Raw genomic sequence first — 15,085 nt, forward strand, 5'->3', positions numbered from 1 at the left:
GCGACCAGGATTTTTGCTTGGCTGGCCAATGAATGGGTTACAGTGGCGGCACGCCACATACTTGGCCGACCACATATTTGCCCGGGAGACCGTCATGACCACCGCCTTCGACCCCGTCGACCTCGCCGGCGCCCGCCTCGCCAACCGCATCGCCATGGCCCCCATGACCCGCAGCCGCGCCGAGGGCGACGGCCGCCTCCCCACCACCCTGATCGCGGAGTACTACGCCCAGCGCGCCTCCGCCGGCCTGATCATCACCGAGGGCGTGCAGCCCACCGCCATCGGCCAGGGCTACCCCAACACCCCGGGCCTGCACTCCGCCGAACAGATTGCCGCCTGGCGCGAGGTCACCGACGCCGTCCACGAGCGCGGCGGCCGGATCTTCGCCCAGCTGATGCACGCCGGCCGGATCAGTCACCCCCAGGTCCTCGGCGAGGGCCTCCACCCCGTCGGCCCCTCCCCGGTCACCCCGGCCGGACAGCTCTTCGCCGGCACCGGCCTGATCGACTTCGTCGCCCCGCGCGAGCTCACCGAAGAGGAGATCCACGAGACCGTCGAGGGCTTCGCCCAGGCCGCCCGCAACGCCGTCGAGGCCGGCTTCGACGGCGTCGAGATCCACGGCGCCAACGGCTACCTGATCCAGCAGTTCCTCGCCACCGGCTCCAACCACCGCACCGACGCGTGGGGCGGCACGGTCGAGAACCGCATCCGCTTCGCCGTCGAGGTCGTCAAGGCCGTGGCCGACGCCATCGGCCCCGACCGCACCGGCCTGCGGATCTCCCCGGCCAACACCTACAACGACATCGCCGAGACCGACACCGACGAGATCTACCCGGCGCTCGTCGACGCCGTGGAGCCGCTCGGCATCGCCTACCTGCACATCACGGAGCCCGCGCCCGAGATCCGCGACCTCACGCTCGCCCTGCGCAAGCGCTACTCCGGCACGCTCATCCTCAACCCGGCCACCGAGGGCCCCACCGGCCCCGACGCCCTGGCCCTCATCGAGGACGGCACCGCCGACCTCGTCGCCTACGGCGCCCTCTTCCTCGCCAACCCCGACCTGCCCGCGCGCCTGCGCACCGGCGGCCCCTTCAACACCCCCGAGCCCGCCACCTTCTTCGGCGGCGACCACCGCGGCTACACCGACTACCCCGCGCTGTAGTCAGGGCCGCCGAAGGCACACGAAAGGGCGGGGTCCGGCGCCGGACCCCGCCCTTCGGGTATGTACGGACGTCCCCGCCCTTCGGGCACGTACGGACGTCCCCGCCCGCGCAGGGCGTGCCCCCGCCGGCCGGCGCCCGTGCCGCGGACTACGCCCAGGTCTCCGTGACCGCCCGGCGCGCGCCCTCCAGGTCCACCTTCCGGCCGGCCTCGCCGAGCACCGCGCCCAGGGCGGCCAGCGACGACTGCACGGCGTTCGGGGTCGCGTCGGCTCCGTAGTGGTTCACCCGGACCATCTCCTTCGCCAGCGCCCCGCCGCCCGCGATCAGCGGCAGCGACGGGTCCGCCGCCAGCGCCTTCGCCACCAGCTCGGAGGCGTCCAGGTCCGCCGGGACCCGCAGCGTCGTCGCCACCGGGGCGGCGTCCCGCGCCTCGTACACGTACGGCTCCAGGCCGCCGCCCAGCGCCCGCGCGCCCGCCCGGGTCGCCGCCGCGGCCGAGGCGTGCCGGGCCATCAGCCGGTCCAGGCCCTCCGCCTCGATCCGCTCCACGCACGCCTCCAGGGCCAGCATCTCCAGCTGCGCCGGAGCGTGCAGCAGCGTCCTGCGGCCGCCGTCGATCCAGCGCTCCTTCCAGTCCAGGAGGGAGAGGTACGAGCGGCGCGGGGCGGCCGGGTTGGCGGCGAAGCGCTCCCAGGCCCGCTCGCTCACCGACACCGCGGAGACCCCGGCCGGGCCGCCCATCGCCTTCTGCGCGCCGATGATGCACATGTCGACGCCCCAGGCGTCCGGCAGCACCGGCTCGGCGCCGATGGAGGCCACCGCGTCCAGGTAGAACAGGGCGCCGTGGGCGCGCACGACCTCGCCGATCTCCGCGACCGGGTTGGTGTTGCCGGTGGCGGCCTCCGCGTGCACCAGCGACACGAAGTCGATCTCCGGGTGCTCGGCGAGCGCCCGCTCCACCTGCCCGGCGGTGACCGCGGTGTGGAAGGGCACGGCCAGGTCGACCACGGTCGCCCCGCAGTCGCGCAGCCAGTTGCCGAAGGTCTGCCCGTACGGACCGGTCACCACGTTCAGCGCGGTCGAGCCGGCCCGCGCCCCGCTGCGGATGCACCCCTCCAGGGGCAGCAGCGCCTCGCCCTGGGTGATCACCACGTCCTGCTCGGTGGAGAGCAGCGCGGCGACCCGCCGCTCGATGGACGCGAAGTGCGCGGCGGTCATCGGGGCCAGGTCGAGCAGCGGATGTGTCACGGTCACGGTGGTGCCTTCTCGGGTCGGTGGTACGGCCGGAGGCGTCCCGCCGATCGTGCCGGACACCCGTCGGCCAGCGTACGCCCACCGCCCCCGCGGGCCCTCGTACAGTGCTGGCATGAGCGATCACGAGGTGGTGCACGTGAAGGGGCGGGTGCTCGTCGGCCCGGACGACGTGCGGGACGAACTCTGGTGCGTGGACGGGCGGATCACCTTCGAGCGGCCGGCGGGGGAGGCCGTGGCCGTCGAGGGCTGGGCCCTGCCCGGTCTGGTCGACGCCCACTGCCACGTCGGCCTGGACCGGCACGGCCCCGTCGACGAGGCCACGGCGGAGAAGCAGGCCCTCACCGACCGGGACGCCGGCACCCTGCTGATCCGGGACGCCGGCTCGCCCTCCGACACCCGCTGGATCGACGCGCGCGAGGACCTGCCGAAGATCATCCGGGCCGGCCGGCACATCGCCCGCACCCGCCGCTACATCCGCAACTACGCCCACGAGATCGAGCCCGCCGACCTCGTGGCCTACGTCGGCCGGGAGGCCCGGCGCGGCGACGGCTGGGTCAAGCTGGTCGGCGACTGGATCGACCGCGAGGTCGGCGACCTCACGCCGTCCTGGCCGCGCCCCGAGGTGGAGGCGGCGATCGCCGAGGCGCACCGGCTCGGCGCCCGGGTCACCGCCCACTGCTTCGCCGAGGACTCGCTGCGCGATCTGGTCGAGGCCGGCATCGACTGCGTCGAGCACGCCACCGGCCTGACCGAGGAGACGATCCCGCTCTTCGCGGAGCGGGGCGTCGCGATCGTCCCCACGCTGGTGAACATCGCGACCTTCCCGCACCTCGCGGACGGCGGCGAGGCCAAGTTCCCCCGCTGGTCCGCCCACATGCGGCGGCTGCACGCGCGCCGGTACGACACCGTCCGCGCCGCGTACGACGCGGGCGTGCCCGTCTTCGTCGGCACCGACGCGGGCGGCTCCCTCGCCCACGGCCTGGTCGCCGAGGAGGTCGAGGAGCTGACGAAGGCCGGCATCCCGGCCCTCGACGCCCTCTCGGCCACCACCTGGGGGGCCAGGGCCTGGCTCGGCCGCCCCGCCCTGGAGGAGGGCGCCCCCGCCGACCTGGTCGTCTACGACCAGGACCCGCGCGCGGACGTCCGCGTCCTCGCGGCCCCGCGCCGGGTCGTCGTCAACGGCCGGATCATCGCCTGACGGCGCCGGCCGGCCGGGCCGGGTCCCCGCCCGGCGGGACGGCCGGACCCCCGGCGGACGGCCGGACCCCCGGCGGACGGCCGGACCCCCGCCCGGAGTCGTCGGTCAGACGGTCCGGCGGAGGAAGGCCAGCCGGGCCTTCTTCTCCGGGATGAACACCTCCGGCAGGTCGACCTCGGGGAGGACGACCTCGGGCCCCAGCTCGAAACCGGCCAGCGCCATGCGCGTGACGGCCTTCTCGTTCGACGCGTCGGGCTCGACCACGATCCGGGTGTGGTCACGGAGGCAGAAGGCGGTGAGCGCCGTGATCAGACCGGTCGAGAAGCCGTGCGACGGGGTGGTGCTCGGGGCGATGAAGAAGTGGCAGCCGATGTCGCCCTCCTCCACCTCGTAGCACTCGCTGACCCGGTCCGCCCCGGGCTCGTACGTCTGGAAGATCGCCGCCGGCTCCCCGTCGAGCTCCACCATGAAGCCGTGGTGGGTGGTGAGCGAGTCCAGGTGTGCGTAGATGTCCCTGACCTGCTCGACGGTGGTGCCGTTCATGCCCCAGAAGCGGGCCCGCTCCTCGTTGACCCACGCGTGGAGGAGCGGGGCGTCCGCGTCCGGGACGATCGGTCTGACGGCGACGGTGCCGAGGCCCTCGACGGCCTGGACGTAGACGGGGGTGGTCATCCCTGCTCCTTGGTGAGGCGGTTCCAGTCGGTGGTGACGGGGGCGAGGTCGCCCCGCAGCCACAGGGGGAGTTGGTCTTCGTGGTGCGGGTCGCCCGCCACCCCGGACGCGCCGAACGGCACGATCCAGCCGCTGCGTCCGCGGTCGGCGAGGTCCCACACGTAACGGGCGGCGGACGCCCGGGCGCTGCGGTCGGTGTAGCCGGGCGCGCTGGAGGTGGAGAGGACGCAGTCGTGGTCGCCGGCGAGCCCGGGCCACCGCGCGTCGCTCCCGTCGGCGGGATCCGGCAGCGCCTGCCAGGGCGCGAGCCGGTGGGTGACGCCCCAGGCGGCGGGCGGCTCGCCCGCGCCGGTCTCCTCCAGCGCCTCGCGGACGACCCGGGCGACGTCGCCGGCCGGGACGGGTCCGGACACCAGCAGCGTCTCCAGGGCGAGGCCGACCCGGGGGCCGAGGTACAGCCAGGGCCGGAACACCTCGGGGTACGGCGCCGGTTCGCGCAGCCCCGCGAAGACCTCGTGCGCGGCGAGCCGGCGCACCACCGCGCCCCGCACGGCCGCGTAGAGCCCGGCGTCGGTGCTGTCGGCGGCCATCCGCCGGTCCCAGGCGAGCAGCCGCTTCCGGACGTCCGCGGCGGCCGGGGAGAGCTCCCCCGCGGCCTCCACGGCGGCGAGCAGCCGGGCCGCCGCGCGGTTGTCGGTGTCGCGGTGGACGGCGGCGGTGGCCTCGGCGGTCCAGGCGTCGGACGCGTCGAGCAGCTCGGCGATCCGGTCGGCCCGGTGCGCGGGCGCGAACTCGACGCCGAGCGGGGCGGCGATCCCCCGGGCGTTGGCCATCACCGCGTGGCCGCGCACCTCGGCGCGGGGCAGCGGCGCGGGGTCCGCCGCCCAGGCGTGCCCGGGCTCCCAGGCGGGCACGGGCCGCAGCGAGTTGGCGCGGTCACGGACCGGGACGTGTCCGGCGACCCGGTGCAGCAGCCCGCCCGCGGTGTCGGCGGCGAGCACCACGTTCACCGGTTCCACCCAGGCGTCCAGGGCCGTGTCGACCTCGGCGACGGTACGGGCGGCGAGCAGGCGCGGCAGGACCTCGAAGCCCAGCCGGCCGGTGACCCGGGGCACGTACCGCAGGCTCAGCCCCTCCCACTCGGCGCCGGGCGCGTCCGGCCCGTCATCGGTGATCACCGGGCCGCGGCCGGTCTCGACCAGCTCGACCAGGACCGGGTCGCCGCCGGAGACCTCGACCGTCTCGGTGTGCGCGGTGGCCGGGCGCCAGCCGTCCGGGCCGTACGCCTCGACGCCGCCGTCGGCGGTGCGCCGCAGCCGCTCCCGGTAGAGGTCCTGGTAGTCGGCCATCGCGTTGGTGATGGCCCAGGCGACCGGCCCGGTGTGCCCGAAGTGGGCGAGGCCGGGCACGCCCGGCACGGCGAGGCCGACGACGTCGTACTCCGGGCAGGCGAGCCGGATCTGCTGGTAGACGCCCGGCGCCTCGATGAACCGGTGCGGGTCGCCGGCCACCAGGGCCGCCCCGCTCGCGGTCCGCTCGCCGGCCACCAGCCAGCCGTTGGAGCCGGCCGTGGCCGGCCCGTCGGCGGCGAACAGCTCGGTCCACTCCTCGCCGAGCCCGGTCGCCACCTGCTCGCGCCACAGCTTGGTCGGGAATCCGGCGAAGAGGATGTGGGTGGAGAGCCAGACGGCCAGCGGCGTCCACGCCTCCCAGCGTCCGGCGGAGAGCCCGGTCGCGGCGAACTCGGGGGCCCGGGGGGCCCCTTCGGCCAGGCCGTCGTTGACGCCGTCGGCGTAGGCCCGGACCCAGTCCGCGGTCTCCGGGTCGGTCTCCTCCAGGCGCGCCAGGCAGCGGCGCGCGGTGTCGGCGAGCCGGGCCCGCCGGACGAAGACGTCCCAGCCGGTCTCGGCCGCGCCGAGGAAGGCGGCGGTGGTGCCCTGGGCCCGGTGGCGCTCGACCTCCAGCTGCCAGGCGCGGTCGCGCGCGGTGACCCGGCCCTGCGCGAAGGCCAGTTCCTCCGGGTCCGCGGCACGCAGATGGGGGACGCCGTACGCGTCCCGGTAGACCTCGATGCTCACCCGATCCGATCCCGTCCGTGTGCTTCCAGATGTCGTTAGGTTAGGCTGACCTAAATTAATCGCTGACCCAAAGTAACCCATGGGTCCGGGGGAGGAGCACGCGGTGGGGCACGGGTGGCAGGGCGCCGTCCTGAAGCTGATGGGCGCCAAGGACTTCACGTTCACCGTCACGGGGGCCGAGCAGGTCACCGACGACTACCGGAGGGTCCACTTCACGGACGGCGGGCTGCTCGCCGCCGCCGGGGTCCACCCGACGATGTGGGTCCGGATCTGGTTCGCGAACGCGGGCAGGCCGCACCAGCGCGGCTACACCCTGGTCGACCCCGACCAGGAGGCCGGCACCTTCAGCCTGGAGTTCGCGCTCCACGACGGCCCCGCAAGCCACTGGGCCCGCGGCTGCGCCCCCGGCGACACCGTCGAGGCCACCCTCCAGGGCACCGGCTTCGAGACGCCCGAGCCCCGGCCCGAGCGGCTGCTCGTCGTCGGCGACCCGGCCTCGCTGCCGGCCGTCAACTCGCTGCTCGACGCGCACCCGGACATCCCGGCCACCATCTGGTTCGAGACCCAGCACGCCTCCGACGAGGAGCTGCCGTTCCGCACCGACCCGGACCGCCACGAGCTGCGCCGGGTGCCCCGGCAGCGGGCCGGCGCCGCCCTCGTGGAGCGGGTCAGGGCCGAGCTGTCCGCGCTCGCGGGGCCGGAGGCGTACGTGTGGATCGCCTGCGACACCGCGACGACCCGCGCGCTGGCCTCGTACGCCCGCAAGGAGCTGGCGCTGCCGAAGGACCGGGTCCACGCGCTGGGTTACTGGCGGGCGAGCTGAACCACTCCGCCCGAGCGTGATGTTGACGATCCGTGACCCCGCCGGGGCGCGGATCGTTTCCTTTGCCCGCGCGGAGGCCCCGCGCGCTCGGACGCACCTCCCCGTACGAAACACGCGGGGCGACCGGGAACGGTTGTGTCGTAAAGAATCGAAAATGAACACGGAAACCCCCCTTTGGAGTGAACTCACGCCAGGCAACTGTCGGTTCACTCTCCGTGCGTAAAGATTCCGGTGTCTCAAGTCGCCGCCGCCGCGCAGACCCACCGTCCCCGTGGTGAGCGGCCGGCGACGCCATGTCCTTCTGTGGGGGTTCCACCATCTTGAACAGCAACACCTTCCGCGTGCCCGCCCGCCGCACCGCCGCCGCCGCGACCGTCGTCGCCCTGGCCGTCGGTCCCGTCCTCCTCGCGGCCCCGGCCGCCCAGGCGACGGACGGAGAGCGCCGCGAGGGCAAGGCCGGCGCCGTCGTGCTCCGCACCGGACTCGACGTCTCCCTGCTCGGCGAGACCGTGAAGATCCCGGTCCGCGCCACGCTCAACGAGGTCCAGGCGCCCGAGAGCGAGAACAAGACCGCGCTCAGCGTGAAGGTGCGGGGCGCGGAGGGCGGCAAGCCGATCGACATCCTCGCCGCCGACGTCGCCACCTCGACCGCCACCGTCGACGAGCGCAAGGCCGAGGGGTACGTCAACCTCGCCAAGGCCCGCGTCCACGTCCCCGGCCTCCCCTCCCTCGCCATCGTCGAGGTCGAGAAGGTCACCTCCAAGGCGGTCTGCGAGACCGGGAAGAAGCCGGTCGCCGAGTCCAACGTCCTCGGCCACGTCCAGGCCCTCGGCAAGAAGATCACCCTCACCGCGGGCGGCCGCACCGAGCTCGACGTGCCCGCCGTCGGCCGGATCACGCTGGACCTCTCCCGCACCAGCACCACCACCCGCACCGCGGCCGCCACCGCCCTGGAGCTCGACGTCGAGGTCGACCCGCTCGAACTCGGCGTCGCCAAGGTCAAGGGCACCGTCACCCTCGCCGAGGCCACCTGCGAGACGCCCGACGGCCCGGCCCCGACCGAGAAGCCCACCGAGAAGCCGACCGAGAAGCCCACGGAGCAGCCGACCCAGGAGCCCACCGAGCAGCCGACCGGCAAGCCGACGGAGAAGCCCGCCGAGCAGCCCTCGCCGCGGCCCGCCGAGCCCGAGGACGACGGCGGCATCACCACCAACAACGGCGGCTCCACCCCGACCCAGAACCTCGCCGAGACCGGCGGCAGCTCCGCCACCCCGTACCTCGCGGGCGGCGCCCTCGTGCTCCTGCTCGCCGGCGGCGGCGCCGTGGCCCTGACCCGCTCCCGCGCCCGCGCCCGCGGCTGACGGTCCGAGGGGGAGGCAGGGGGAACCGGGCCGGACGGGCGGTGCGACGACACCGCCCGCCCGGCCCGTCCGAGATCCGGGGGTACGCCTCCGGCCCAGCCGTGACGCGGAAGCCCGGCCGTGACGCGGAAGCGCGCCTCCGGCCCGCCCGTGGCCCGAGGATGTTCGGCCGGCCGCCGAGCCCCTGCCCGGCCCTCAGGGGCCGCGGGCAAGCCGAAGGGTCAGCCGCCCAGCAGCAGTGCCTGGTCCAGCGCCTGGAGGAAACGATTCGTCGTCGCCCGGTCCCGGACCGCGAGCCGCAGCCAGTGCCGGTCGAGGCCCGGGAACGTGTCCCCGCGCCGGGCCGCGAACCCCAGCAGCCGCAGCCGCTCCCGGATCGCGTCCGCGCCCTCGATCCGGATCAGCACGAACGGCCCCTCGGCCGCCGCCACCGTCCGCACCTCGTCGAACTCCGCGAGCCCCGCCAGCAGATGGGCCCGCTCCGTCCCGATCCGGTGCGCCGCGTGCTCCGCCTCCGCCAGCGCCGCCCGCGCCATGCACGCCTCCGCCGCCACCAGCGCCGGCGTCGACACCGGCCACAGCGGCTGCGCCCGCTCCAGCAGCGCCACCGTCTCCGGCTCCGCGAGCACGTACCCGATCCGCAGCCCCGCGAGACCCCAGGTCTTCGTCAGGCTCCGCAGCACCACCAGACCCGGCACGTCCGTCCGCCCGGCCAGCGCCTCCCGCTCGCCCGGCACCGCGTCCATGAACGCCTCGTCCACGACCAGGTACCGCCCCGGCCGCGCAAGCGACGCGATCGTCTCCGCCGGATGCAGCACCGAGGTCGGGTTGGTGGGATTGCCGATCACCACCAGGTCCGCGTCCTCCGGCACCGCCGCCGGATCCAGCCGGAAGCCGTCCTCCTCGCGCAGCAGGACCCGGCCCACCTCGTGCCCGGCGTCCCGCAGGGCCGCCTCCGGCTCGGTGAACTGCGGATGCACCACCACCGGGCGGCGCACCGGCAGCGCCCGCGCCAGCAGCACGAACGCCTCGGCCGCGCCCGAGGTCAGCAGCACCCGCCCGGTGGGCAGGTCGTGCCGCTCGGCCACCGCCGCGCGGGCCGAACGCCCGTCCGGATAGGCGGCCAGGCTCGTCAGCGAGTGGGCGATCCGTTCCCGCAGCCAGTCCGGCGGGGTCGCCGTCCGGACGTTGACCGCGAGGTCGATGAGTTTCTCGTCCCGGACCTCGGCGTCACCGTGATGACGCAGGTCGTGGGCTTGGCTGCCCGTGTGGGGGCCTTCCGTGTGGGTGTCCATGTCCGCCGTCGTGTGGGGGGTGGGGATGTGGGGTGTGCCAGGCTCGCCAGCGATGTACCCGCACGTCAAGGGCGACAACCGTGCGACGGACGTCACTTCGTCCTGACGAAACCGGACGAAACCTGCGATCGCGCACGTCACGCGGCGCGACTTCCGCTTCGGCACCAGCAGCACCGCCCCCGGACCCGCCGCCCGCAGCGCCGCCGCCTCCGCCACCGACGCCGTCCCCGTCGCCGCCAGCGGCACCTCCGACGGATGCGGCACCGCCACCCCGGCCAGCTCCTCCGCCGGGAACCCCGTCACCGGCACCCCGAGGCGCGCCGCCGCCGCCACGATCCCCGGCTCCGCCACGCGCCCGTCCAGTGTCGCGAGCCCCCGCACGCGCGCGTGCCCCGCCCCTCCCGCCTCCGCGAGCGCCGCCCGGACCAGCGCCAGGATCTCGTCCTCCGACGCCCCCGACCGGGCCCCGACGCCGATGTGCAGACCGGGCGTCCCATCCGATACCAAAGGGCCATGGCTGTGGTCGTCGCGCTCGGCGCGTTCCTCATGACGCTCTTCGGCGGCTGGGTCGCGCAACGCGTCACCGACCGCCGGCACCTCGTCCTCGGACTCGCCGGCGGCCTCATGCTCGGCGTCGTCGGGCTCGACCTGCTCCCCGAGGCCCTGGAGGCCGCGGGGGCCGAGGTCTTCGGCGTCCCCGAGGCCCTGCTCCTCTTCGTCGGCGGCTTCCTCTTCGCCCACGTGGTGGAGCGGCTCCTCGCCACCCGCCGTGCCGCGCACGGCGCCGAGCCGGGGGAGCGCACCCCGCAGGTCGGGCTCGTGGCGGCCGGCGCCATGGTGCTGCACAGCCTCATGGACGGCATCGCGCTCGGCGCCGCCTTCCAGGTCGGCGGCGGCATGGGGGCCACCGTCGCGCTCGCCGTCGTCACCCACGACTTCGCGGACGGCTTCAACACGTACACGCTCACCAGCCTGTACGGGAACGAGCGCCGGAAGGCCCTCGCCATGCTCTTCGCCGACGCGCTCGCCCCGATCGCGGGCGCCGCCCTCGCCACGTTCCTCACTCTTCCGGAGGAACTTCTCGGCAGCTATCTCGGCTTCTTCGGCGGCGCCCTGCTCTACCTCGCCGCCGCAGAGATCCTGCCGGAGGCCCACCACGAACACCCCGCCCGCTCCACCCTGCTCTGCACGGTCGCGGGCGTCGGCTTCATCTGGCTCGTGGTGGGGCTCTCCGGCGGCTGACCTCACGCGCAGCGCCCCACGAACCGCGCGGCCACCTCCGGCGACCCCGCCCAGTGGGTGTGCACGTAACTCGCGTGCACCCCGCCCTGCACGAAGCCCTCCATACGCCGCTCCGGCTGCCGCAGCCCCCAGGCCGCGGACTCCCCGGCGCCCGGCTCGATCACCGTCCGGTGGAACTCGTGCCCGCGCAGCCGCGCCCCGGCCGGCGCCAGCACGCTGTCGCTCACGGCCACCGCGTCCCGGTACCCGAGCGTGAGCCGCTCCGACATCCGCGCGTCCGCGTCGAGCACCCCGCACATCGGCGTGCCGTCCAGCGACCGCGCCAGGTACAGCAGCCCGGCGCACTCGGCGGCGACCGGTGCCCCGCCCGCCGCCAGCTCCGCCACGGCCTTCCGCAGCGGCTCGTTGGCGGCCAGCTCCGCCGCGTACATCTCCGGGAACCCGCCGCCTATGACGAGCCCGCCCGTCCCCTCGGGGAGCGCCTCGTCCCGCAGCGGGTCGAAGGCGACCACCTCGGCCCCGGCGGCCCGCAGCAGCTCGGTGTGCTCGGCGTACGAGAACGTGAACGCCGCCCCGCCGGCGACCGCGACGACCGGCCGGCGGCCCGCCGGAGGCGCCACGACGGCCGGGCTCCACGCCTCCGTGTCCAGCCGCGGGGCCGACCGCGCGAGCGCCAGCAGCGCGTCCAGGTCGCACCCCCGGCGCACCTGCTCCGCCTGTGCCGCCACCGCCTCCACGGCCTGCGCCTGCCGCTCGGCGACCGGGATCAGCCCGAGGTGCCGCGACGGCGTCGCCACGGCGGGCGCCCGCCGCAGCACCCCGAGGACGGGCACGCCCGACTCCCCGAGCGCCTCCCGCAGCAGGTGCTCGTGCCGGTCGGTCGCGACCTTGTTGAGGATCACCCCGCCGATCCGCACCTCCGGGTCCCAGGACGCGAAGCCGTGCACCAGCGCCGCCACCGACCGCGACTGCGAGGAGGCGTCCACGACCAGCACCACGGGCGCCTTCAGCAGCTTCGCCACCTGCGCGGTGGACGCCAGTTCACCCTGGTCCGCGGCCCCGTCGTACAGGCCCATGACCCCCTCGACCACGGCCAGGTCGCAGCCGCGCGACCCGTGCGCGAAGAGCGGCGCGACCAGCCCCGTCCCGCACATGTACGCGTCGAGGTTGCGGCCCGGGCGGCCGGTGGCGAGCGCGTGGTAGCCCGGGTCGATGTAGTCGGGCCCCACCTTGTGCGGGGAGACGGACAGGCCGCGGGAGGCGAACGCGGCCATCAGGCCGGTCGCCACCGTGGTCTTCCCCGCCCCCGACGACGGGGCCGCGATGACGAGACGTGCTACCACTCGATGCCCCGCTGGCCCTTCTGACCGGCGTCCATCGGGTGCTTGACCTTGGACATGTCGGTGACGAGATCGGCGAAGTCGACCAGCTCCTGCGGCGCGTTGCGGCCGGTGATCACCACGTGCTGATGGCCCGGACGGTCCCGCAGCACCTCGACGACCTCCTTCACGTCGATCCAGCCCCAGTGGAGCAGGTACGCGAACTCGTCGAGGACGTAGAACTTGTACCGCTCCTCGGCCAGGTCCCGCTTGACCTGCTCCCAGCCCTCGCGCGCCTTGTCCTCGTGCGACTGCTCGCCCTCGGCGACCTCGCGCTGGATCCAGGACCAGCCCTCGCCCATCTTGTTCCAGGTGACCGTCCCGCCCTTGCCGGTCTCGCCGAGCGCCTTGAGGGCGTTCTCCTCGCCGACCTTCCACTTGGCGGACTTCACGAACTGGAACACCCCGATCGGCCAGCCCTGGTTCCAGGCGCGCAGCGCCATCCCGAAGGCGGCCGTCGACTTCCCCTTGCCGACGCCCGTGTGCACCATCACCAGCGCCCGGTTGCGGCGCTGACGGGTCGTGAGACCGTCGTCGGGCACGACGGTCGGCTGTCCCTGCGGCATTAAGCGGCCCTCCTGGCAGAGTGGTTGACTTGTGCTTCTCGTACGAGCCCGGCGATCGCGTCGGCGCGCAGTTCGTCCAGGGTGACGGCGGTGCCGCCCAGATCACGGGCGAGGCTCCCGGCGAGACCGAGCCGCACGGGGCCCGCCTCGCAGTCCACGACCACGCTCGCGGTGCCGTCGGCGGCGTGCAGCCGCGCGGCCCGAGCGGCCAGCCCCACCGGGTCCGGCCCGCCGCCGGTCGCCCGCCCGTCGGTCACGACCACCAGCAGCGGCCGGCGCGAGGGATCCCTCAGCCGCTCCACCCGCAGCACGTCGTGCGCCTTCAGCAGCCCGGCGGAGAGCGGCGTACGGCCTCCGGTCGGCAGCTCCTCCAGACGGGCGGCGGCCGCGTCCACGGAGGACGTCGGGGGCAGCGCCAGTTCGGCCCCGCGCCCCCGGAAGGTCACCAGGCCCACCTTGTCGCGCCGCTGGTACGCGTCGAGCAGCAGCGACAGCACCGCGCCCTTCACCGCGCCCATCCGCTTGCGGGCCGCCATCGACCCGGAGGCGTCCACGACGAACAGCACGAGGTTCCCCTCGCGCCCCTCCCGCACCGCCTGCCGGAGGTCGTCCCGGCGCACCACGAGCCCCGCCCCCGACCGGCCCCGCGCCCGCTGGTGCGGGGCGGCGGCCCGGACGGTCGCGGCGAGGTGCAGCTTGGTCAGCGCGCCCCGGGGCCGGGTGGACCCGGTGGTCCTGCCGTGCTCGGTCCGGGCCCGGGAGCGCCGCCCGGCGGCCCCGTCGCCCAGTCCGGGCACGCTGAGCATCTTCGTGCGGAACGGCTCGGCGGCCTTCACCGCGGCCCGCTCACCGGCCCCCCGGGGAGCGGGCGCCCCGCCGGGCTCCGGCGCCGGCGCCTCTTCCGGTACGCCGCCGGTCTCGGGCGCGGGCCCCTCGCCGCCCCGCGGCGGCACCCCGCCGCCACCGGGACCGCCGTCCCCCGGCCCGTCGGGACCCCGGTCCGGATCCGGATCGTCCTCGGGCTCCTCGCCCTTGAACCGCTCCAGGGTCTCGTCGAGCTTGTCCTGGTCGATGCCCGGCGCGTCGAAGGGATTGCGCCGGCGACGGTGGGGGAGCGCGAGCAGCGCGGCCTGCCGCACGTCCTCGCTCGTGACCTCCTCCCGGCCCGCCCACGCGGCGAGCGCGGTCGCGGTCCGGGCCATCACGATGTCGGCGCGCATGCCGTCGACCTCGAACGCGGCGCAGGTGGCGGCGATCTGGAGCAGCACGGCGTCACCGAGGGCCACCGAGGGCAGGAGCTCGCGCGCGGCGACGATCCGCGCGCGCAGCGCGGCCTCCTCGCCGGCCCAGCGGGCGGCGAAGCCGGCCGGGTCGTCCTCGAACGCCAGCCTGCGCCGCACCACCTCGACCCGCTCCTCGGGCACCCGGGAGGCGGCGACCTCCACGGTGAGCCCGAAGCGGTCGAGGAGCTGCGGCCGCAGCTCGCCCTCCTCGGGGTTCATCGTCCCGACGAGCAGGAACCGGGCGGCGTGCCGCACCGAGACGCCCTCGCGCTCGACGTGGGAGGCGCCCATGGCGGCGGCGTCGAGGAGGTGGTCGATCAGGTGGTCCGAGAGGAGGTTGACCTCGTCGACGTAGAGGATTCCCCGGTGGGCCGCGGCGAGCAGGCCCGGCTCGAACGCCTTCACCCCGTCGGCGAGCGCCTTCTCGATGTCGAGCGACCCGACGAGCCGGTCCTCCGAGGCCCCGACGGGCAGCTCGACCATCCGGGCGGGCCGCGCGTCGGCGCCGCCGTCCCCGTGCGGCCCGTCCGGGCATCCGGGGTCGGGCGAGGCGGGGTCGCAGCTGAACCGGCACCCGGCGACGACGGCCACCTCGGGCAGCAGCTCGGCGAGCGCGCGCACGGCGGTGGACTTGGCGGTGCCCTTCTCGCCCCGCACGAGCACGCCGCCCACGCTCGGGCTGACGGCGTTCAGCAGCAGCGCGAGCCGCAGGTCGTCCATGCCGACGACGGCGGTGAACGGATAGCGGGTGCTCATCGGGCGGTCACTCCT

The 15,085-nt window shown here is 75.2% G+C and carries 12 protein-coding genes; 5 read left to right on the top strand and 7 right to left on the bottom strand.

Annotation, left to right across the window (positions count from 1 at the left end):
• Positions 1-94 precede the first annotated feature (94 nt).
• Positions 95-1,162 (top strand): alkene reductase, encoded by a 1,068-nt coding sequence (locus tag ACFVU3_RS24170; RefSeq protein ID WP_390069180.1) that lies wholly within the window; start codon positions 95-97, stop codon positions 1,160-1,162.
• Between the two features lie 148 nt (positions 1,163-1,310).
• Here the strand turns inward: ACFVU3_RS24170 and ACFVU3_RS24175 are convergent, their stop codons facing one another.
• Positions 1,311-2,411, bottom strand: a complete 1,101-nt coding sequence (locus ACFVU3_RS24175) for a pyridoxal-phosphate-dependent aminotransferase family protein (protein ID WP_390069304.1) — start codon at positions 2,409-2,411, stop codon at positions 1,311-1,313.
• A 118-nt stretch (positions 2,412-2,529) separates the two neighbouring features.
• Between ACFVU3_RS24175 and ACFVU3_RS24180 the strand changes: the two genes are divergently transcribed.
• The gene (locus ACFVU3_RS24180; RefSeq protein WP_390069182.1) at positions 2,530-3,615 is read left to right on the top strand and encodes an amidohydrolase family protein; all 1,086 of its coding nucleotides are present in this window, start codon (positions 2,530-2,532) and stop codon (positions 3,613-3,615) included.
• 105 nt (positions 3,616-3,720) lie between these two features.
• Here ACFVU3_RS24180 and ACFVU3_RS24185 read toward each other — a convergent pair whose 3' ends face one another.
• Positions 3,721-4,287, bottom strand: coding sequence for a GNAT family N-acetyltransferase (locus tag ACFVU3_RS24185; RefSeq protein WP_390069184.1), 567 nt, complete (start codon positions 4,285-4,287; stop codon positions 3,721-3,723).
• The gene (locus ACFVU3_RS24190) at positions 4,284-6,365 is read right to left on the bottom strand and encodes a penicillin acylase family protein (RefSeq protein WP_390069186.1); all 2,082 of its coding nucleotides are present in this window, start codon (positions 6,363-6,365) and stop codon (positions 4,284-4,286) included. Before ACFVU3_RS24190 ends, ACFVU3_RS24185 begins: the two co-directional genes overlap by 4 nt.
• A gap of 103 nt (positions 6,366-6,468) precedes the next feature.
• Here ACFVU3_RS24190 and ACFVU3_RS24195 point away from each other — a divergent pair, with 103 nt between their 5' ends.
• Together ACFVU3_RS24195 and ACFVU3_RS24200 are read left to right on the top strand one after the other, a co-directional pair.
• Positions 6,469-7,188 carry a siderophore-interacting protein gene (locus tag ACFVU3_RS24195; protein ID WP_390069187.1) on the top strand — a complete coding sequence of 240 codons (720 nt, stop codon included), beginning with the start codon at positions 6,469-6,471 and terminating at the stop codon, positions 7,186-7,188.
• A gap of 320 nt (positions 7,189-7,508) precedes the next feature.
• On the top strand, positions 7,509-8,549 hold the full coding sequence (locus ACFVU3_RS24200; protein WP_390069189.1) for an SCO1860 family LAETG-anchored protein: 1,041 nt from the start codon (positions 7,509-7,511) through the stop codon (positions 8,547-8,549).
• A 221-nt stretch (positions 8,550-8,770) separates the two neighbouring features.
• Here the strand turns inward: ACFVU3_RS24200 and cobC are convergent, their stop codons facing one another.
• Complete coding sequence (cobC, locus tag ACFVU3_RS24205; RefSeq protein ID WP_390069191.1) at positions 8,771-10,351, bottom strand: Rv2231c family pyridoxal phosphate-dependent protein CobC; 1,581 nt, start codon at positions 10,349-10,351, stop codon at positions 8,771-8,773.
• Positions 10,352-10,357: 6 nt separating this feature from the next.
• Here cobC and ACFVU3_RS24210 point away from each other — a divergent pair, with 6 nt between their 5' ends.
• Positions 10,358-11,086, top strand: coding sequence for a ZIP family metal transporter (locus ACFVU3_RS24210; RefSeq protein WP_390069193.1), 729 nt, complete (start codon positions 10,358-10,360; stop codon positions 11,084-11,086).
• Between the two features lie 2 nt (positions 11,087-11,088).
• On the opposite strand, the gene ACFVU3_RS24215 is transcribed toward ACFVU3_RS24210, so the two are convergent.
• From ACFVU3_RS24215 to ACFVU3_RS24225, 3 genes are read right to left on the bottom strand one after another with little or no spacing between them, the layout of a single operon-like run.
• The gene (locus ACFVU3_RS24215; protein WP_390069195.1) at positions 11,089-12,429 is read right to left on the bottom strand and encodes a cobyrinate a,c-diamide synthase; all 1,341 of its coding nucleotides are present in this window, start codon (positions 12,427-12,429) and stop codon (positions 11,089-11,091) included.
• On the bottom strand, positions 12,423-13,031 hold the full coding sequence (cobO, locus tag ACFVU3_RS24220) for a cob(I)yrinic acid a,c-diamide adenosyltransferase (RefSeq protein ID WP_043219477.1): 609 nt from the start codon (positions 13,029-13,031) through the stop codon (positions 12,423-12,425). Before cobO ends, ACFVU3_RS24215 begins: the two co-directional genes overlap by 7 nt.
• A complete protein-coding gene (locus ACFVU3_RS24225) occupies positions 13,031-15,070 on the bottom strand; it encodes a putative cobaltochelatase (RefSeq protein WP_390069197.1) in 2,040 nt (679 codons plus the stop codon). The genes cobO and ACFVU3_RS24225 overlap by 1 nt, the downstream gene beginning before the upstream one ends.
• Positions 15,071-15,085 lie beyond the last annotated feature (15 nt).

Source organism: Streptomyces sp. NPDC058052, from assembly GCF_042885515.1.
Lineage (GTDB): Bacteria > Actinomycetota > Actinomycetes > Streptomycetales > Streptomycetaceae > Streptomyces.

Coding starts and splice junctions, on each gene's coding strand:
- ACFVU3_RS24210 (WP_390069193.1), top strand. CDS start 10,358: ATGGCTGTGGTCGTCGCGCTCGGCGCGTTCCTCATGACGCTCTTCGGC.
- ACFVU3_RS24170 (WP_390069180.1), top strand. CDS start 95: ATGACCACCGCCTTCGACCCCGTCGACCTCGCCGGCGCCCGCCTCGCC.
- ACFVU3_RS24225 (WP_390069197.1), bottom strand. CDS start 15,070: ATGAGCACCCGCTATCCGTTCACCGCCGTCGTCGGCATGGACGACCTG.
- ACFVU3_RS24180 (WP_390069182.1), top strand. CDS start 2,530: ATGAGCGATCACGAGGTGGTGCACGTGAAGGGGCGGGTGCTCGTCGGC.
- cobO (WP_043219477.1), bottom strand. CDS start 13,031: ATGCCGCAGGGACAGCCGACCGTCGTGCCCGACGACGGTCTCACGACC.
- ACFVU3_RS24185 (WP_390069184.1), bottom strand. CDS start 4,287: ATGACCACCCCCGTCTACGTCCAGGCCGTCGAGGGCCTCGGCACCGTC.